Source organism: Methylomonas sp. Uni0011 (assembly GCF_056850255.1).
The window spans coordinates 147,248-166,071 of sequence record NZ_JBVVNO010000001.1 but is presented as its reverse complement, the minus strand read 5'-3'; the positions used below and the strand labels follow the sequence as shown (position 1 = coordinate 166,071).

Annotated in this window: 15 protein-coding genes; 12 read left to right on the top strand and 3 right to left on the bottom strand. The window is 56.3% G+C overall.

Annotation, left to right across the window (positions count from 1 at the left end):
* Positions 1-14: 14 nt before the first annotated feature.
* The 8 genes from AC0IM9_RS00705 to purL all read left to right on the top strand — a co-directional run bounded on the left by AC0IM9_RS00705 (position 15) and on the right by purL (position 12,145).
* Entirely contained in the window at positions 15-1,325 is a 1,311-nt protein-coding gene (locus AC0IM9_RS00705; RefSeq protein WP_482802695.1) for a homoserine dehydrogenase, read from the top strand.
* A 3-nt stretch (positions 1,326-1,328) separates the two neighbouring features.
* Positions 1,329-2,423, top strand: coding sequence for a threonine synthase (thrC, locus tag AC0IM9_RS00700; RefSeq protein WP_445370492.1), 1,095 nt, complete (start codon positions 1,329-1,331; stop codon positions 2,421-2,423).
* Positions 2,424-2,477: 54 nt separating this feature from the next.
* Positions 2,478-4,223, top strand: coding sequence for a single-stranded-DNA-specific exonuclease RecJ (gene recJ, locus AC0IM9_RS00695; protein WP_278212851.1), 1,746 nt, complete (start codon positions 2,478-2,480; stop codon positions 4,221-4,223).
* A gap of 8 nt (positions 4,224-4,231) precedes the next feature.
* The gene (locus AC0IM9_RS00690) at positions 4,232-5,776 is read left to right on the top strand and encodes an ArnT family glycosyltransferase (RefSeq protein WP_140910503.1); all 1,545 of its coding nucleotides are present in this window, start codon (positions 4,232-4,234) and stop codon (positions 5,774-5,776) included.
* Entirely contained in the window at positions 5,757-6,455 is a 699-nt protein-coding gene (locus AC0IM9_RS00685; protein WP_140910502.1) for a phosphatase PAP2 family protein, read from the top strand. Before AC0IM9_RS00690 ends, AC0IM9_RS00685 begins: the two co-directional genes overlap by 20 nt.
* A 116-nt stretch (positions 6,456-6,571) precedes the next feature.
* Positions 6,572-7,453, top strand: a complete 882-nt coding sequence (gene dapA, locus AC0IM9_RS00680) for a 4-hydroxy-tetrahydrodipicolinate synthase (protein ID WP_482802694.1) — start codon at positions 6,572-6,574, stop codon at positions 7,451-7,453.
* Positions 7,450-8,175: an NlpB/DapX family lipoprotein gene (bamC, locus tag AC0IM9_RS00675; RefSeq protein WP_482802693.1), complete on the top strand. Its 726-nt coding sequence runs from the start codon at positions 7,450-7,452 to the stop codon at positions 8,173-8,175. The genes dapA and bamC overlap by 4 nt, the downstream gene beginning before the upstream one ends.
* Positions 8,176-8,257: 82 nt before the next feature.
* Positions 8,258-12,145: a phosphoribosylformylglycinamidine synthase gene (gene purL, locus AC0IM9_RS00670; RefSeq protein ID WP_482802692.1), complete on the top strand. Its 3,888-nt coding sequence runs from the start codon at positions 8,258-8,260 to the stop codon at positions 12,143-12,145.
* Positions 12,146-12,166: 21 nt separating this feature from the next.
* Here the strand turns inward: purL and AC0IM9_RS00665 are convergent, their stop codons facing one another.
* Positions 12,167-12,550, bottom strand: coding sequence for a GNAT family N-acetyltransferase (locus AC0IM9_RS00665; protein ID WP_482802691.1), 384 nt, complete (start codon positions 12,548-12,550; stop codon positions 12,167-12,169).
* A gap of 185 nt (positions 12,551-12,735) precedes the next feature.
* Between AC0IM9_RS00665 and AC0IM9_RS00660 the strand changes: the two genes are divergently transcribed.
* Positions 12,736-14,046, top strand: a complete 1,311-nt coding sequence (locus AC0IM9_RS00660; protein WP_140910498.1) for a sensor histidine kinase — start codon at positions 12,736-12,738, stop codon at positions 14,044-14,046.
* Positions 14,043-14,690 (top strand): response regulator transcription factor, encoded by a 648-nt coding sequence (locus AC0IM9_RS00655; protein WP_482802690.1) that lies wholly within the window; start codon positions 14,043-14,045, stop codon positions 14,688-14,690. Before AC0IM9_RS00660 ends, AC0IM9_RS00655 begins: the two co-directional genes overlap by 4 nt.
* Before the next feature lie 23 nt (positions 14,691-14,713).
* On the opposite strand, the gene AC0IM9_RS00650 is transcribed toward AC0IM9_RS00655, so the two are convergent.
* Together AC0IM9_RS00650 and AC0IM9_RS00645 are read right to left on the bottom strand one after the other, a co-directional pair.
* Positions 14,714-15,547, bottom strand: coding sequence for an HDOD domain-containing protein (locus AC0IM9_RS00650; protein ID WP_445370498.1), 834 nt, complete (start codon positions 15,545-15,547; stop codon positions 14,714-14,716).
* Positions 15,548-15,675: 128 nt separating this feature from the next.
* Positions 15,676-17,376, bottom strand: coding sequence for a methyl-accepting chemotaxis protein (locus AC0IM9_RS00645; RefSeq protein ID WP_260839143.1), 1,701 nt, complete (start codon positions 17,374-17,376; stop codon positions 15,676-15,678).
* Between the two features lie 180 nt (positions 17,377-17,556).
* Between AC0IM9_RS00645 and AC0IM9_RS00640 the strand changes: the two genes are divergently transcribed.
* Together AC0IM9_RS00640 and AC0IM9_RS00635 are read left to right on the top strand one after the other, a co-directional pair.
* Complete coding sequence (locus tag AC0IM9_RS00640) at positions 17,557-18,045, top strand: low molecular weight protein-tyrosine-phosphatase (protein WP_140910494.1); 489 nt, start codon at positions 17,557-17,559, stop codon at positions 18,043-18,045.
* Between the two features lie 22 nt (positions 18,046-18,067).
* The gene (locus tag AC0IM9_RS00635) at positions 18,068-18,787 is read left to right on the top strand and encodes a dienelactone hydrolase family protein (protein WP_482802689.1); all 720 of its coding nucleotides are present in this window, start codon (positions 18,068-18,070) and stop codon (positions 18,785-18,787) included.
* The last annotated feature ends 37 nt before the right edge of the window (positions 18,788-18,824 follow it).

Here is an 18,824-nt window from a genome sequence, read left to right as displayed (position 1 = left end):
AAAAGGAGTCGGATTTGAAGCCGGTTAGAGTTGGAGTATTGGGGCTGGGCACCGTCGGCGGCGGTACCGTCAACGTGTTGAAACGCAATGCCGAAGAAATCGCCCGCCGTGCCGGCCGCGAAATCGTCGTGACGCGGGCGTCGGCACGTGAGTTGAATCGCGCCCGCATCTGCGATACTCAAGGCATTGCCTTGACCACCGATCCATTCGAAATCGTCAACGACCCGGAGATCGACGTCGTCGTCGAGCTGATCGGCGGCTACGACCTGGCGAAACAACTGGTGTTGACCGCGATCGCCAACGGCAAACACGTCGTCACCGCCAACAAGGCGCTGATCGCATTGCACGGCAACGAGGTGTTCGCCGAAGCCAGCAAACAAGGCGTGATGGTATTGTTCGAAGCGGCCGTGGCCGGCGGTATCCCGATCATCAAAGCCATCCGCGAAGGCTTGGCCGGCAACCGGATCAAATGGCTGGCCGGCATCATCAACGGCACTGGGAACTTCATTCTGACCGAAATGCGCGACAAAGGCCGCGATTTCGACGACGTGCTGAAAGAGGCGCAAGCCCTGGGTTACGCCGAAGCCGACCCGACTTTCGACGTCGAAGGCATCGATGCCGGCCACAAGCTAACGATTCTGGCTTCGATCGCGTTCGGCATTCCGCTGCAATTCGACAAAGTCTTCACCGAAGGCATTACCAAGATCACCCGGCTCGACGTGGAATATGCCGAGGCCCTGGGCTACCGGATCAAAAACCTGGGCATCGCCCGCAAAACCGACGACGGTATCGAGTTGCGGGTGCATCCGACCTTGATTCCGAAACGGCGCCTGATCGCCAATGTCGACGGCGTCATGAACGCGGTGCTGGTATGCGGCGATGCGGTCGGCCCGACTTTGTATTACGGCGCCGGGGCCGGTGCGGAACCGACAGCATCGGCAGTCGTCGCCGATTTGGTCGACGTCGTCAGAGCGATGACCAGTGACCCGGAAAACCGGGTGCCGCATCTGGCGTTTCAAGCGGACGCCATCGCCGACATTCCGGTGCTGCCGGCCGACGCGATCAAAACCGCCTATTACCTGCGGTTGACCGCCGAGGACAAACCCGGCGTGTTGGCCGATGTCAGCCGCATTCTGGCGGCGCACCACATCAGCATCGAAGCCCTGATTCAAAAGGAGCCGCCGGCAGGCGAAACCTCGGTACCAATCATCATGCTGACTCAGCAGACGCTGGAATGTGAAATGAACGCGGCGATTGCCGACATCGAAGCCCTGGCCACCGTCAGCGGCAAAGTCGCGCGCATTCGCCTGGAAACCTTAGGATAAACAATGGCAAAACCCACACGCTACACCGGCCTGATCGATCGTTACCGCGACCGTTTGCCGGTCTCCGACGATACCCGGATCATTAGTCTTTGCGAAGGCGACACTCCGCTGATCCAACTGCAAAACATCCCGCGCCTGATCGGCAAGGATGTCGATATTTACGTCAAGTTCGAAGGCCTGAACCCGACCGGTTCCTTCAAGGACCGTGGCATGACCATGGCCGTGACCAAAGCGGTGGAAGAGGGTAGCCAAGCCATTATCTGCGCCTCGACCGGCAATACCTCGGCCGCGGCCGCGGCCTATGCCGTGCGCGCCGGCATTCGCGCCTTCGTGCTGATTCCGGAGGGCAAGATTGCGTTGGGCAAATTGGCGCAGACCATGATGTACGGCGCCAAGATCATTCAGATCAAAGGCAACTTCGATGCCGGTATGGCGATAGTCAAGGAAATCGCCGACCATGCGCCAGTGACCATCGTCAATTCGATCAATCCCTATCGGCTGGAAGGTCAAAAAACCGCGGCGTTCGAAATTGTCGACGCCCTGGGCGATGCGCCGGATTTCCACTGCTTACCCGTGGGCAATGCCGGTAACATCACCGCCTACTGGAAGGGTTATAAAGAATATTCTAGCGACAGTGCGACGCACAAAGCCGTGACCAAAAAACGTCCGGTAATGTGCGGTTATCAAGCCGCCGGTGCCGCGCCGTTTCTGGCCGGCCACCCGATCGAACACCCCGAGACCGTCGCCACGGCGATACGGATCGGCAATCCGCAATCCTGGGACGGCGCCTGGACCGCACAGAAACAATCCGGCGGCTGGTTTGCCTCTTTCACCGACGAACAAATCCTGGCAGCGCAAAAAATGCTGTCTGCTTACGAGGGCATCTTCTGTGAACCGGCTTCAGCGACTTCGTTGGCCGGGGCCTTGTTCGACATCGGCAACGGGAACATTCCGGAAGGCAGCACCATCGTTTGCACCCTGACCGGCAACGGTATCAAGGACCCGGATACCGCGATCGCCCAATGCCGGGACGACCAGCCGGTGACGGTCGAAGCTACCCTGGACGCAGTGAAAAGAGCGATTCTGGATAACATGTGATCCTGGCATTGTTCCCGCAAAAGCCGGCTGCAGCCGGCTTTTTTATTGGCTGATATGTATCTGCAAAGCGTAAAAAAAGTCATCGTTCCCCGCCCGGAGCAGGTTAAAAATCCGCATTTCGGCGAGATGGATCCGGTGTTGCAACGGATTTTCAACAGCCGCGGCATTCAAAATGCGGAGCAACTCGACCGCGGCTTGGCGCGTTTGCCGTCGCCCTGGTTGTTGTCCGGCATGAAAGCCATGGCCGAACACTTGCTTGCCGCCTTGGAGCGGCAAAGCAAAATCACTGTGGTGGCCGACTTCGATGCTGACGGTGCCACCAGTTGCGCGTTGGCATTGAAGGGTTTGGCCTCGTTGGGGGCGGAAAACCTGGATTTCGTGGTCCCCAACCGTTTCGAATACGGTTACGGTTTGACACCGGAAATCGTTGAGCTGGTAAAACGGCAGAGTCCCGATGTCATTCTTACCGTCGATAACGGCATTTCCAGTATCGACGGCGTCAAAGCCGCGAAAGCCGCCGGCTTCACGGTACTGATCACCGACCACCATTTGCCCGGCGCAGAGCTGCCGGCAGCCGACGCCATCGTCAATCCGAATCTGCCCGACGATAAGTTTCCCAGCCGCAATATCGCCGGCGTCGGCGTCATGTTTTATATCCTGATGGCGTTGCGCATTCGTCTGCGGGAAACCCATTGGTTCGAAAAACGCCGAATTGCCGAACCCAATCTGGCCCAACTACTCGATTATGCCGCTTTAGGTACTGTGGCCGACGTGGTGGCGTTGGATCAGGTTAACCGGATTCTGGTGCATCAGGGCCTGTTGCGGATTCGTTCCGGCCAATGCCAGCCCGGCATCAAGGCTTTGGTGGAAGTGGCCGGGAAGTCGCTGTCCGCCATTCACGCCAGCGATTTGGGTTTTGCCGTTGCACCGCGGCTGAACGCTGCCGGGCGGATGGACGACATGACCCTGGGCATCCAGTGCCTGTTGACCAACGACGCCGGCTTGGCACGGGATATCGCCGAACAATTGCATGTGCTGAACCAGGACCGCAAGGAAGTGGAAGGGCAGATGAAAACCGAAGCCATGGCTTTATTGGCCGAGATGAAGGCTTTAGACGAGCAGCATGTTCCAGCCGGGGTTTGCCTGTTCGACGCCAATTGGCACCAGGGAGTGATTGGAATTCTGGCAGCGCGGATCAAGGACCGCGTGCACCGGCCGGTGATTGCGTTCGCCCCGGCCGAGAACGGCGATATCAAAGGCTCGGCCCGGTCGATTGCCGGCGTGCACGTGCGCGATGTGCTCAGCGACATCGCCGCCAAGCATCCGCAGATTTTGACTAAATTCGGCGGCCACGCGATGGCGGCCGGCTTGACCATAAAGCTGCACGATTATCCGCATTTTGCGCTGGCCTTCGCCGAAACGGTGGCGGGCAAACTGGCAAACGTTGACTTGCAGCAGAAGGTTTATTCCGACGGCGAACTCGACGAACGCCATCTGAGCTTGGAATTCGCCGAAACCTTGCGCCAGGCCGCGGTGTGGGGGCAGGCGTTCCCGGAGCCGGAATTTCATGGCGTGTTCGACGTGATCCAATGCCGTATCGTCGGCCAGCAACACCTGAAATTTGTGCTGCGATTACCGTTCGGCGGGCAACTATTGGATGCGATTGCCTTTTTCGCCGATCATCCGGAAAAATGGCTCGGCTGCCGCAAAATCAACGCGGCGTACAAATTGGACATCAACGAATTTCGCGGTCAACGCAGCCTGCAACTGTTACTGCACTACTTGGAAAAATGGGAGTGAGTTGGCCGATGACTGAAAAAGTTTTGCGCTGGATCGAGACCTACCCGGTTGCCCTAATTCTGACGGCTTTGGCGGTGCGCGCCATATTTTTGTTGGCAAACGGGCTGGATTTGATCGGCGACGAAGCGTATTACTGGGACTGGTCGCGGCGGCCGGACTGGTGTTACTACAGCAAACCGCCGATGGTGGCTTGGCTGATCGGCCTGTCTACCTGGTTACTGGGCGATTACACCGTTGCGGTGCGAATGCCGACCTTGGTGTTGGGGACGGTATTTCTCTGGTTTTTTTATGCGACGGCACGCGCTTTTTACGGCGGCCGCGGCGGGGCCTTGGCCTTGTTGTTGATTTTGGCGACGCCGATCAATGTGCTGGCTAATTTTTTGATGACGATCGATCCCCCGCTGTACTGCTTTTGGATCATCGCGATTTACCATTTGCGCCGCGCCCTATTCGATGGCCAAGCGCGGGCCTGGTTATGGGCCGGCTGCGCCAGCGCAGCGGCTTTGCTCAGCAAACAGGCGGCATTGGCCTTGCCGGCGATGTTGCTGATCTTTCTGGTCACCGATAGCCAACGCCGCCATCTGCTGAAAAGGGAATTTCTGTTGTATTTATTGCCGATTTTAGTCGCTGCAGTGCCGATCCTGTGGTGGAACCAGCAGCACGATTGGGTCATGTTCGGCCACAGTCGCAGCCACTTCGGCAATCATGAGCCGGTCCCGATTGGCAAGCACGTGCAATGGGCGCGGGATTTTCTGCTGTACCAAATCCTGTTGATATCTCCGGGGATTTTCGTATTGCTGCTGCTGAGCAGCCTGCAGGCCGTGTTCAAGTTCGGTGAACTTGGTGCCGAGCAGCGCTTTCTGCTGCTGATGGGGCCGGCGTTATTATTGGGTGTGTTGCTGTTGAGTTTTCTGCAAAAGGCTCAGGGCAACTGGCCGATGCCGTTCTATTTTACCGGACTGATACTATTGGCCGGCGAACGCGCCGCCGGTTACTGGCGGCGCAGCTTCAAATACGCGCTGGCTTTCGGTTATTTGATGGTGATTACCACCTACGCTTTACCGATTCTGTTGCAGGCGTTCAATCTGCAAAACACGGCGCTGGATCCAACCAAACGCTTCAAAAGCTGGCGGGAATTGGCGATCGATGTTCATTTTGAGCGATTGATTAGTGTGCCGAGTGTTGAGGACACGTTTTTGCTGGCGCTAGGCCACCGTTATCTTGCCAGCGAACTGGCATTTTATCTGCCGGACCATCCCCGGACTTACCGCTTCGAAACCAGCGGCGAGGTCAGTAGCCAATATGAGGTATGGCCAGGACCGGTTGAGTACATCGGCAAAAATGGTTTTGTCATCGCCGAACAAACTCGCGACTCGTTGCCGCCGGTGTTGACGACGGCATTTGAGCGGTTTCGGTTCTTGGCGGAAATAGCAAATCCGGATCGGCCGGGGGCGAAATACTATTTGTACCTCGGCGAAAACTTGAAATTCTGGCCGGACCCGGTCAGCCCTGGATTAACTCACAAGGATGCCCATGTTACATCGGACAATTAGGCGCGCCCGGCGCGAACTGGCGATATTGCTAATACTGGCGGGACTCACCACATTGCCGTTTTGGTTTAGTGATTTGGATCTACGTCTGGCCGGATTGTTTTACCGGCCCGACAGCATCGGCGATGTTTGGCCATACCAGCATTGGGGGCTGTGGGAAGTTTTGTACGACTACGCGTTTCCGTTCACGGTATGTGCCGGCACCATTGCGCTGATTGTTTATATCGCCAGCCATTTTCATGCTTATACCCGCAGGTTCCGCTTGCGAGCGTTATATATTCTGTTGGTGATTGCCATCGGTCCCGGATTGGTGGTCAATTTGATCTTCAAAGACCATTGGGGGCGAGCCCGGCCGGTGCATGTCACCCAATTCGGCGGCGAGCATCAATACACGCCGCCGTTGAAATTCGGTCATACCCCGGATAAATCCTTCGTCTGCGGCCATTGTTCGGTCGGATACAGCTTCTTCGTGCTGTATTTTTTATCGCAAAACCATAAGCTGCTGTATTTTGGATTGACACTGACGTTGGCTTGGACGCTGGGCTTTACCCGAATGACCTCGGGAGGGCATTTCGTGTCCGATATTTTATGGTCGGGTTACTTGGTGTTTCTGGTGGCTTATGCCTTGTACTACGGCTGGTATGTGCGGGTTGCCAAATTGCATCTACGCCCCGAGCGTTGACTGTAGCGCCCTTCGCTGCCAACTTGTTTGCCGGCCGGGCCGATTTAACAGGCTGAGTTTTCAAGGCCGGCTTGATATAATGCGTCGGTTTTAGTTCACCTTAACGAGAGATTTGCATGATTCAAGGTAGTATCGTTGCGCTGATTACCCCGATGATGGAAGACGGTGCGGTGGATGAAGCCAGCTTAAAAAAACTGGTTGAATTTCATATAGAGCAGGGCAGCGACGCACTGGTGGCGGTCGGCACCACCGGCGAATCGGCAACTCTTGACGAAGACGAACACTGCGCGGTAATCAAATTCGTGGTTGATTGCGTAGCCGGCCGGATACCGGTGATCGCCGGTACCGGTGCCAATTGCACCCGCGAAGCGATCCGTTTGACTGATCGGGCCAGACAAGCCGGAGCGGACGCCTGCTTGCTGGTGACGCCGTATTACAACAAGCCGACTCAGGAAGGTTTGTACCTGCATTACAAGGCTATCGCCGAGGCAGTGGACATTCCGCAAATTCTGTACAACGTGCCCGGCCGCACCGGTTGCGATTTATTGCCGGAAACGGTAGGCAGGCTGGCCAAGATCGCCAACATCGTCGGCGTTAAAGAAGCCACCGGCAAACTGGAACGCGTCAAACAAATCCGGGATTTAACCGACGCATCGTTTGCGCTTTACACCGGCGACGATGCCACCAGCTGCGAATTTTGCCTGATCGGCGGTAACGGCAGTATCACCGTGACCGGCAACGTGGCGCCCAAGCTGGTGCACCAAATGTTGGCGGCGGCAATGCGGGGCGATAGAGTCGAAGCCGAAGCGATTGACGCCCACCTTACCGGTCTGCACCAGGCCTTATTCATCCAGTCAAATCCAATTCCGGTGAAATGGGCTGTTGCGGAAATGGGTTTGATCGGCAAGGGTATTCGCCTGCCGCTAACCTGGCTCAGCGCGGAATGTTTCGACACCGTGAGAGCTGCGATGCGGCAAGCTGGCGTTTTGCCCTCATGAAATCGACGAATTTTCTACGGTTGGTATTTACCGGCGCTTTGGTCAGCCTTATGCCGGCCTGTAGTTATGTCAAAAGCTGGTTTCCCGACAAAGAGCGCGATTACCAATTCACGACCGAAATTCCCGAATTGGTGATCCCGGACGATCTCAAACGCAAAACCCTGGCTGCGCCGCCCGCTGCTGCGGTGGTGGCGAAGGCGGAACCGGTTGCCGCTGTATCCCCGCAACCGGTTCCCACGAAATCGGAAGAGGCGGTTGCCCAGGCTAGGCCGCCGACCGAGTCGGTTCGGCCTGCCGAAACCTCGGTACCTGCGCCGCGTCCGGCAGCCACAGCCAATGTCAGCAGCTTGCAAATCGACCAATCCGCGCAGCAAGCCTGGTGGCTGGTAGGCAAGGCCTTGAGCCGGCAAAAACTGGAGGTCGTCGAACGCAATGTCGATAAACGCTATTTCTTCGTTAAATACGACCCGAACGCCATCAAGCCGGACGACGGATCGTTTCTGGATGAAATCAATTTCCTGTTCGGCGACGATCCGAGCCGTGAACAAGAATACAGAATAAGCGTCAACGAGTTGGATGCCCAATCGGCCGAAGTCACCGTGCAAGACGAAGCGGGCACCACGCTGTCCAACGACGTCGCCACCTCTTTACTCAGATTAATTACCGACGGTATCAAGCAGGATATGTCGGCGGAACCCACGGAAGCGCCGGCGGAGAAATAGCCGTTTGCGCTAAGTTCGCGTTTGGCGGCTACGCCGGCGCGGCAAGCACATCTCTTTTGCGTTACAGACCTTCGAATTTATTATGTTGATCCTTCCCGGCACCTCCGCATTGTCCCGTTTCCGTATCGAAAAATTGCTCGGCGATTTACAGGCTATCGAAGCCGGCATCGTCGGTTTCGATGCGCGCTTTCAACATTTCATACAACTCGACGACCAACTAAATCCGGCGGACCAGGCCATGCTGGCGCGCTTACTCGACTACGGCGATGCCGCCGACCGCGCGCCAACTGCCGGCGTTGACCAGGAACCGGCCGGAACCCTGTGGGTGGTGCCGCGTCTGGGTACGATTTCGCCATGGTCGAGCAAGGCCTCGGAAATCGCCGAGCGTTGCGGCTTGACTGCAGTTAAACGCATCGAACGCGGTATCGAGTACCGTTTTTTTGCCGACGCGCCGTTGGCCGATGCGGTTAAACAGCGTTTGGCGGTGGTGTTGCACGACCGGATGACTCAGCAGGTTGTGTCCGACACCGACGGATTGGACTTGTTTGTCAGCCACGCGCCGAAGCCCTTACAAACCGTCGCCATCATCGAACGCGGCCGCGCCGCGTTGGAACAAGCCAACACCGAACTGGGCCTGGCTTTGTCGGCCGACGAGATCGATTATCTGACCGATAGCTTCAGCCAGTTGGGCCGCAATCCGACCGACGTGGAACTGATGATGTTTGCTCAGGCCAATTCCGAGCATTGCCGCCATAAAATCTTTAACGCCAGTTGGACTATCGACGGCGAGGAACAGGCCAAATCGCTGTTCGCGATGATCCGCAATACCCATAACCTAAACCCGCAAGGGGTGTTGTCGGCATATAAGGACAACGCTTCGGTGCTGGCAGGCCCGACTGCGCAGGTTTTCATCCGCGACGCCGATAGCCATCGCTACGGTTACGTCGAGGAAGCCGCGCACATTTTGATGAAGGTCGAGACTCACAACCATCCCACCGCGATCTCGCCGCATCCCGGCGCCGCGACTGGTTCCGGCGGCGAGATTCGCGACGAAGGTGCCACCGGCCGCGGTTCCGCGCCCAAGGCCGGTTTGACCGGCTTCAGCGTGTCGCATCTGAAAATCCCCGGTTTTTCGCAGCCCTGGGAAGCCGACAACGGCAAGCCGGAACGCATCGCCTCGGCTTTGGACATCATGCTGGAAGGCCCGATCGGCGGCGCGGCGTTCAACAACGAGTTCGGCCGGCCCAATCTGGCCGGCTATTTCCGCAGCTTCGAGCAGCCCGCCGAAAACGGCGAAGCCAATCAATTCCGCGGCTACCACAAGCCGATCATGATCGCCGGCGGCCTTGGCAACATCCGGCCGATGCTGGTCGAGAAACAGCCGATTCCGGCCGGGGCGTTGATCGTGATTTTGGGCGGCCCGGCGATGCTGATCGGCCTGGGCGGCGGCGCGGCCTCGTCGCAAACCTCCGGCGCCAGCGCGGCGGAACTGGATTTTGCGTCGGTGCAACGCGAAAACCCGGAAATGCAGCGTCGTTGCCAGGAGGTGATCAACCACTGCAACTCGCTGGGCGATAACACACCGATTGTGTCGATTCACGACATCGGCGCCGGCGGCTTATCCAATGCGGTGCCGGAAATCATTCACGATTGCGATCGCGGCGGCCGCTTCGAATTGCGCAAGGTGCAAAACGCCGACAAGGGCATGTCGCCGATGCAAATCTGGTGTAACGAAGCGCAAGAGCGCTACGTGGTCGCGATCAAGCCTGAATCCCTGGCACTGTTTCAAAGCTTCTGCGAGCGCGAACACTGCCTGTACGCGGTGATCGGCCATGCCACCGACGAGGAACACTTGACCCTGAGCGACGAATGGTTTGGGCAGTCGTCTCCGATTGATTTACCGATGTCGGTATTGTTCGGCAAGCCGCCGAAAATGCACCGCGACGTGCAACGGCTGCACAAAACCTTGCCGGATTTGGCTTTAGATCAAGTCGAGCTGGCCGAAGCAATTAGACGGGTATTGGCGTTTCCGGCCGTTGCCGACAAGAGCTTCCTGATCCACATCGGTGACCGTTCCGTCACCGGTCTGGTCGCTCGCGACCAGATGGTCGGGCCGTGGCAAGTACCGGTGGCTGACGTTGCGGTCACCGCGTCCGGCTTTCAGGCCTACACCGGCGAAGCGATGGCGATGGGCGAGCGCACGCCGCTGGCCTTGATCGACGCGCCGGCATCGGGTCGCATGGCTATCGGCGAAGCCTTGACCAATTTGGCCGCTGCCCGCATCGGTCAACTGAACGACGTCAAGCTGTCCGCCAACTGGATGGCGGCCTGCGGCAGCCCCGGCGAAGACGCGGCCCTGTTCGATACCGTCAAAGCGGTTGGTATGGATCTCTGCCCGGAATTGGGCATCGCGATACCGGTCGGCAAAGACTCATTGTCGATGAAAACCGTCTGGCAGGACGATCAGGGCAACAAAACCATGACCTCGCCGCTGTCGTTGATCATCACCGCCTTCGCGCCGGTACAAGACGTGCGCGACACGCTGACGCCGGAATTGAAGAACGAGGACAGTGTATTGCTGTTGATCGACCTGGGCCAAGGCAAAAACCGCCTCGGCGGCTCGGTATTGGCGCAAGTTTACAATCAGCTCGGCAATCAAGCGCCGGACTTGGACAACGCCGACCTATTCAAACGTTTCTTCGACGCCGTCCAAACCCTAAGCCAGCAAGGCCTGATCCTGGCCTACCACGACCGCGCCGACGGCGGGTTGCTGGCCACGGTTGCGGAAATGCTGTTCGCCGGCCGTAAGGGAGTCGATCTGGACTTGTCCGATTTGTCCGGCGACGCTCTGGCGGCGCTGTTCAACGAGGAGTTGGGCGCGGTGCTGCAAATCAAAAACAGCGACTTGAACCAAGTCGCCCGTCTGCTGGATCACGCCGGCTTGGACGACTGCAGCCACGTGGTCGGCCGCGTGGTGGCGGGCCAGCAGTTGCGGATTTTTAAATCCGGCCAGCAACTCTACAGCGCTACGCGCGCCGAGTTGCAGCAAATCTGGTCGGAAGTCAGTTACCGGATGCAGGCACTGCGCGACAACCCGGATTGCGCCAAGCAACAGTTCGAGCGCATCGCTGACGATAAGGACCCCGGTCTGACGGCGCAATTGACGTTCGATCCGAACGACGACATCGCCGCCGGTTTTGGCGGGCAAGTAAAACCGAAAGTTGCGATCCTGCGCGAGCAGGGCGTCAACGGCCACGTGGAAATGGCGGCGGCCTTCGACCGCGCCGGCTTCGATGCCATCGACGTACACATGACCGACATCATCGGCGGCCGGGTCAGCCTGAGCGAATTCAAAGGCCTGGTGGCCTGCGGCGGTTTTTCCTACGGCGACGTGCTCGGCGCCGGCGGCGGCTGGGCCAAATCGATTCTGTTTAACGCCAAGGCCCGTGACGAATTCGCCGCTTTCTTTGCCCGCCCGGATACCTTCGGTCTGGGCGTCTGCAACGGTTGCCAGATGATGTCCGGCTTGAAGGACATTATTCCCGGCGCCGAACACTGGCCGGCCTTCAAACGCAATCTGTCCGAGCAATTCGAAGCGCGGGTGGCGATGGTCAAGATTCAGGACTCGCCGTCGATTTTCTTTACCGGCATGGCGGGTTCGCTGCTGCCGGTGGTGGTCGCGCACGGCGAGGGCCGGGCGGAGTTCGGCAGCTTGAATCCGGCCGACGCGCTAGCGGCAGTCGGCTACGTCGATAACTACGGCAATGTCGCCGAGACTTTCCCGGCCAACCCGAACGGCTCGCCGAACGGCATTACCGGCCTGACCACGGCTGACGGCCGTTTCACTATCATGATGCCGCATCCCGAGCGCTGCTTCCGGGCATTACAAAACTCCTGGCATCCGGCGGACTGGGCCGAAGATGGCGCTTGGTTGCGGATGTTCAGAAATGCGAGAGTCTGGGTCGGTTAGGGCTTTGCGGGGAGAATGCGCTTAGCTCGGGTCGAGGTCCGAGATGGGCCTTTTGCCGAGGCTGACCACATCGTCCTGCAGGTAACCCAGGTTTCGGTAAAACGCCAGCGCGGCGTCGTTGCCGACCCGAACTTGCAAATTGCAGCTGCGCTTGGTTAGTTCCGATTCTGCAGCGTGCATCAACTGCCTCCCCAACGCCGACCGGCGTTTGTCCGGCGCCACGACAAGGTAGTTGATCCAGCCGCGGCGGCCGGTGTAACTGGCCATTGCGTTGCCGATAATGTTGGCGTCGGCATCGACGCCAACCAGGAACAATTCCGGCTGCACACTTAGTTTGGGTTGGATATCCAGATACGGATCGTTCCAGCGGCGCAGCAGACCGCATGCCTGCGATAATTGGATCACCGCCGCTTGCTCAGTACCGGTAGGAGCGAATCTTCATGTCGAACTTTGGCTCCGGCTGTCGAATGTCGGCGACGTAAACGATGGCGAATAGGCCGGCTATCAGGCACAACCCAGAAAGTGAATTTTTCCTGTGGCTGCATTTGGAACCACACCGGATAATACCCGGTTTTGAGTGTCACTGTGCAATGAGTCTTCGCTACCAGATTATCCTTCGTGTGTTGTTGTCGTCGCTCTGCATTTTGCTGTTGGGCGGGGCGATTGCAATATGGCAAGCCCGGCAGGCAGTGGCAAAAGAGGTCGACGCGTCGATTCATTTGGCGTTGCAACTGATTACACTGGGCATAGCCGACACTCCTGTGTTTCAACAAAGCAGCGATTTATCCCGCTTCAGTGCGCTGCGTCAGACCCGCCACTTGACCATCCAACTGCAAAAGCCGGACGGCCAACTGATTCATTTTGCCGGCGAAACCTTGCCTAGCTCTCCCGAGGAAATGCCCCCCGCTTGGTTCATCGGCTTGGTGAAAAGCGATTATCCGCAAGTCGAACATCAGTTGAAAACCGAACAGGGACAGGAGTTGAAGCTGATCATTCAGGCGCAACCGCTGGACGAAATTACCGAAGTATGGGGCGAAAGCGTCGGTTTTTTAGCGTCGATTTCGCTGCTGACCTTGTTGACTTTTTTGGCTGTCAATCTGGTGTTTAATAAGTCGCTGCAGTCGATTGCCGTTATTGTCGATGCTTTACGGATTATCGAAACCGGCCAGTACCGACTCAAGTTGCCGCCGTTTTCCACCAAAGAATTCGACGATATTGCCAATGCAATCAATCACATGACCACTGAGTTGGAAAAAGCTCGCCAGGAAAACCGAGCGCTGACCCAACATTCGCTGGCAATCCAGGAAGAAGAACGCCGGCGCTTGTCTCAGGAATTACATGACGAATTTGGCCAATCCCTGACGGCGATTAAGGTGATGGCCGTCACAGCCGGCCACCAAAAAGCCGATACGGTTAAGATCAGCGCGTCGATCAGCGAAATTTGCGATCATTTGATGACGGTGGTGCGTTCGATGATGCAACAGTTGCATCCGCTAGTGCTCAGTGAGTTGGGATTGAAAGCGACATTGGAAGAAATGGTCAACCATTGGTCGGAGCGGAATGCCGGCTTGCAATTGAATATCCGCTGCAGCGATGCAGTCGACGACCTGGATAAAAATCTGACGGTTCAGATATTCCGGGTGATTCAGGAATGTCTGACCAATGTGGTGCGGCACGCCGGGGCCGGGCGTGTGGCCATCGATCTGGAACGGATGGAATCGCCTGCGGCCTGTCTTCATCTTAAAGTGCAGGACGACGGCCAGGGTTGCGATTTGCAGGCGGTAAAGCGCGGTTTCGGACTATTGGGGATTAAGGAGCGCATCAAATCGTTGGACGGCGAACTGAAAGTGGTTTCCAGTCCCGGTGCAGGAATGGTTGTCGATGCCAGGATTCCGTTATGACGACGAAAATCAAGATATTGTTGGTTGACGACCACTTAGTGGTACGGGCCGGATTTAAGATGCTGTTGGCTGCAGGCGATGCGATCGAAGTGATAGGCGAGGCCGAACGCGGCGAACAGGCGATTCAACTTTACCAGGAACTGCAACCGGATATGTTGGTGATGGATTTATCCATGCCGGGTATTGGCGGGTTGGAAACCATCCGCCGAATTATGCAGCGCGATCCGGCCGCGAAGACTTTGGTATTCAGCGTGCACCACGAACAGGTTTATGTCGGCCGGGCACTGAACGCCGGTGCGAAAGGCTATATTACCAAAAACAGCGCGCCCGGCATTCTGGCCGAAGCTATTGCTGCGATCATGGACGGCGGCGAGTACGTAGAACAGGGTTTGATCAAAAGCCTGAATCAAACCGATACGCCGCGTTCCGATCATCAGGCCGCTATCGCCGGTTTTTCGCCGCGGGAATTCGATGTGTTCAGTTTGTTGGCCCAAGGTATGACGGTGCATAAAATCGCCGACCAACTGTGCCTTGGGCATAAAACCGTGGCGAACTACGCCACGCAAATCAAGAAAAAATTGCAGGTGGATACCACGACCGAATTAGCGCATATTGCCGTCAATTTGGGATTGACGCTGCGTTGAGTCAACGCCAATCCGGGTTTGATTCAGTCTAATAGCCCGTCGAGTTCGGATTTTTGTAGTAGAACCGCAGGCATCTTTTCGTTCAGCAGATCTGCCTGGAATCCAAGCGGACCGGTGATTTGTTCCGGAAGATTGGCCAGAATTTCCGCCGGTTCCATGCCTCGGTCCTGCCGTTCGCTGATCCAACCGGCCAGGCAGACGGCGCAACTTAATTTATTTGGCTGCTCCGATAACCAGGGCTCTGCAGACTGTTCTAACGTCTCAATCAGGATTTCGGCGAAACGCCAGCGTCGGCAAAGTTCGGCGCAAACCTGCTGACTGGTAAAGCCAAGACGGTTTTTCTCGATGTCCAACCGCTCCGCGCCGCCGGCTTTGACGTGTTGATCTATTTCATTGGCTTCGCTTGGGCAGGCAATGTGAATCAACACGTTACCCAGATTGGATAGCAGGCCGGCGGTGTATGCGATATCGGCAGCGACTCCCGCCTGTTCCGCCAACCATTTACTGTATGCAGCAGTGCGAAAACTGTTCTGCCAACTTCGTTTGACATCGAAGTTTTTTATCTCGGGCATGGCGCCAATCATTCCGGACGCGATGACCAAGGTTTTCAGTTGATTTAATCCCAACATGGCAACCGCTTCGTTGATAGAGCCAATTTTTCGCGACAAGCCGAAATGCGCCGAATTGACCAATCGCAAAATTTTTAGCGCGATGACCTGTTCCTTCTCAACATCACGTGCGATGTTGAGCATGTCCGCATTCGGATTGTTCAGTTGGTTGATGATGGATCTGACTACCTCAGGTACTTGAGGGATCTTATGAATTTGATCGAACAACTGGTTAATGGAAGTGGGCATGTCCTATTTCCTAAAAGTGCGTTAGTGGATGTGCACCTTAAGTATAGCCGCCAGTTGTGGGTTTACTGGGGATTTGGAAGCCGAACTACAGCCGTAGCGGCCGGTCCGGCTTCCGTTTGAGGGTTATGTTAGGTTTTGAAGTTGCCGACCATCGAACGCAATTGATCGGCCAGAGCCATCAGTTCGTGGCAGGCTTCCGCGGTGTTTTTTGCCCCAATCGAGGTTTCTTCCGATACCCGGCTGATATTGGTAATGTTACGGTTGATTTCCTCAGCCACCGCGGTTTGCTCCTCGGCGGCGCTGGCGATCTGATTGTTCATATCATTGATCGTATCAATACGTTCGCTGATCGAGGTAATCGAGCCGCCGGCGGAAGCGGCCTGTTCAACGCTCGATGTGGCTCGGCTTCTGCCGTTTTCCATCACGTTTACCGCTTGTTTTGCCCGGTCTTGTAGGCGTTCTATGGTTTTTTGAATTTCCAAGGTCGAGTTTTGGGTCCGGCTGGCCAAGGTTCTGACCTCGTCGGCTACGACGGCAAAACCGCGGCCTTGTTCGCCGGCACGAGCCGCTTCGATGGCTGCGTTTAGTGCCAATAGATTGGTTTGTTCGGCAATGCCCTGGATAACGCCCAATACTTCACCGATGCTATTGCTATCGTTTTCCAGCTCGTGGATCACGTTGGACGCGTTTTCCACTTCGGAGGCCAGGTTATTGATGCCGTTTACGGCGTCTTTGACGATATTTTTGCCGGAGGACGCTTCTCGATCAGCAATTTCTGCAGCCTCCGACGCGCGGACTGCGTTTCGGGCCACTTCCTGCACGGTAGCAGTCATTTGTTTCATGGCGTTGGCAACCAGCGTGGTTTCGTGCAATTGCCGCTCGACGCCCGATTGGGTGGACTGAGTAATATTGGCTAATTTGTGCGAAGCGCTGGCGAGTTTTTCGCTGGTCACGCTGATTTGGTCGATGGTTTTGGCAATTTTACGGACGAACGAATTGAAGCTGGATGCGATCCAGGCAAACTCGGATTTGCCGCTAGCGTCTAGGCGGGCGCGCAAATCGCCGTCGCCGCTACCGATGTCCTGCAGCTTCAGCGCCAGAGCCGTCAACGGTCCGATGATGATTTTGTTCATCATGAAGTATCCGGTGAAGCCGATGATAATCAAGGTGATGATCAGGAAGCCGATGGCGTAATAGACGTGCTGTTTCAACTCGTTTAAAGCCACGCTGAACGGCGTAATGATCTCGAATGCGCCATGTAATTCGCCGGCTCGGCGGTTTTCCATCGGGTAACCCAGCAAATCGACCCCTTTATCGTTTTTCCATAAGGTCTGGGACATTTTCGGATCGCCATGGCACAGTTCGCACTGTTTGACCATTTTTACCGGACGCAGGTAGCGTATTTCTTCTTTATCTTCGTCGACATAGCTGTAATCGCTGGCCGAAGGGTTGTTTCTGAAATACTCCAATGCTGTGCGTTCGATATCGTCCGCGGCGTTTCGCGGATTGCGTGGATTCAGGCTAGGCGCTTTGAAACGAAAGCCGTGGCCTTTGGCTTCGGTTTCCACCACATCCCAAGCGTTGGCGGTCGGTACCGTCGCGATCACCAATTCGCGGGCTTTGGCTTGTCCGAACTGTTCAATTAAACCCATCAACTGTTCCGGAGAATAAACGCCGGATTCCCATTTCTTAACCACGTTGTCGCGAACTGATTCAGAAAGGATCAACAGTTGGCGAGAAGAGGCTATTTGACTGTCGATCAGTTTTTGTTTTTCGGCACTCGAATACACGATCAATATCGCTACGCCGACTAGTGTGAGGACGGACATGGTAATTGCTACCACTTTCACCCCCACAGAATGCCAGTTCATCATTAACATCCTAAAGCTCCCGAAACATGTTGTATTTTTTAGCTAGATCAGCTCGTATTAGACGGCTTGGTCCGCAAGACAGACGGGCTGAGTATAGCTTACAATTTAGCGTCAACAATTCGGAAAACTTAAACAACAATGCGGAAAATTAAGGTTTTGTTTGTATGCATGGGCAATATTTGTCGATCTCCGACGGCCGAAGGTGTTTTTGCCCACTTGGTGGCCGAAAAGAACTTAGCTGAACGGTTTCAGATCGATTCGGCCGGCACTCACGCTTACCACATTGGCGATGCGCCGGACTTGCGGGCGCAGAAAGCGGCTCGGGAACGCGGTATCGAATTGAAGCATATCCGAGCGCGTAAAGTAGTAGCCGAGGATTTCGAGAATTTCGACCATATCCTGGCCATGGATGACGATAACCATGCGATATTGAGCGAGGTTTGTCCGCAAGATCAGGCTCACAAGATTCGGCGTTTTCTCGAGTATGCGCCGCACCTGAATCAAAGGGATGTGCCTGATCCTTACTATGGCGGTAGCTATGGTTTCGAACGGGTTTTGGATTTGGTCGAACAAGCCTCCGAGGGATTTTTGCAAGCACTTCAGGCTAAAGGCGATTTGCAACTTTAAAGACGTTGGTCGGGGAGCGCTTATGGCGATTGTGTCGAATACCGTAGGTTATTTGGATGGCGACGTGGCTCTGGAAGGCTTTTTTGCCTACGACGACGCGATCGCCGGCCCACGCCCGGTTGTACTGATTCACCATGCGTGGGGCGGACGGGACGGTTTTGTTGCCGAAAAGGCAAAGCTATTGGCTGAATTGGGTTATTTGGGTTTTGCCGCCGACGCATACGGTCGTGGTGTTCTTGGCAAGAATCCGGAAGAAAATGCCGGCCTGATGCAACCTTTTATGGCCGACCGGGCGCAATTGCAGAGACGGTTGCATGCCGCATTATCGGCCGCGAAATTGCTGCCTTGGGCCGATAACGCCAAGATCGCCGCTATCGGCTTTTGTTTCGGCGGATTATGCGCGCTGGATTTGGCCCGCTCCGGCGCCGACCTTCGCGGCGTGGTATCGTTTCACGGCTTGTTGCTGCCGCCGGACAATATCCCGGAGCCACGGATCAAAGCCAAAGTATTGGTGCTGCACGGCCACGACGATCCGATGGCGCCGCCGGCGCAGGTGCAGGCGCTGCAGGCCGAGTTGACCCGGGCCGGTGCCGATTGGCAAGTTCATAGTTACGGCAACACGATGCACGCATTTACTAATCCGGTTGCCAATAACCCCGGCTTCGGCACAGTTTACCAACCGCTGGCCGACCGCCGCTCCTGGCAAGCGCTGCAAAACTTCTTGGCCGAGATTTTTGCCTGACGGCAGAGGGTGGCGTTTGCTATAATTCGGCGCTTTA

Excerpts from the sequence above, each read along its gene's own strand:
- AC0IM9_RS00635 (WP_482802689.1), top strand. The coding sequence starts at position 18,068 with ATGGCGATTGTGTCGAATACCGTAGGTTATTTGGATGGCGACGTGGCT.
- recJ (WP_278212851.1), top strand. The coding sequence starts at position 2,478 with ATGTATCTGCAAAGCGTAAAAAAAGTCATCGTTCCCCGCCCGGAGCAG.
- bamC (WP_482802693.1), top strand. The coding sequence starts at position 7,450 with ATGAAATCGACGAATTTTCTACGGTTGGTATTTACCGGCGCTTTGGTC.
- dapA (WP_482802694.1), top strand. The coding sequence starts at position 6,572 with ATGATTCAAGGTAGTATCGTTGCGCTGATTACCCCGATGATGGAAGAC.
- AC0IM9_RS00640 (WP_140910494.1), top strand. The coding sequence starts at position 17,557 with ATGCGGAAAATTAAGGTTTTGTTTGTATGCATGGGCAATATTTGTCGA.
- AC0IM9_RS00685 (WP_140910502.1), top strand. The coding sequence starts at position 5,757 with ATGTTACATCGGACAATTAGGCGCGCCCGGCGCGAACTGGCGATATTG.
- thrC (WP_445370492.1), top strand. The coding sequence starts at position 1,329 with ATGGCAAAACCCACACGCTACACCGGCCTGATCGATCGTTACCGCGAC.
- AC0IM9_RS00645 (WP_260839143.1), bottom strand. The coding sequence starts at position 17,376 with ATGTCCGTCCTCACACTAGTCGGCGTAGCGATATTGATCGTGTATTCG.
- AC0IM9_RS00660 (WP_140910498.1), top strand. The coding sequence starts at position 12,736 with ATGAGTCTTCGCTACCAGATTATCCTTCGTGTGTTGTTGTCGTCGCTC.
- AC0IM9_RS00650 (WP_445370498.1), bottom strand. The coding sequence starts at position 15,547 with ATGCCCACTTCCATTAACCAGTTGTTCGATCAAATTCATAAGATCCCT.
- purL (WP_482802692.1), top strand. The coding sequence starts at position 8,258 with ATGTTGATCCTTCCCGGCACCTCCGCATTGTCCCGTTTCCGTATCGAA.
- AC0IM9_RS00655 (WP_482802690.1), top strand. The coding sequence starts at position 14,043 with ATGACGACGAAAATCAAGATATTGTTGGTTGACGACCACTTAGTGGTA.
- AC0IM9_RS00690 (WP_140910503.1), top strand. The coding sequence starts at position 4,232 with ATGACTGAAAAAGTTTTGCGCTGGATCGAGACCTACCCGGTTGCCCTA.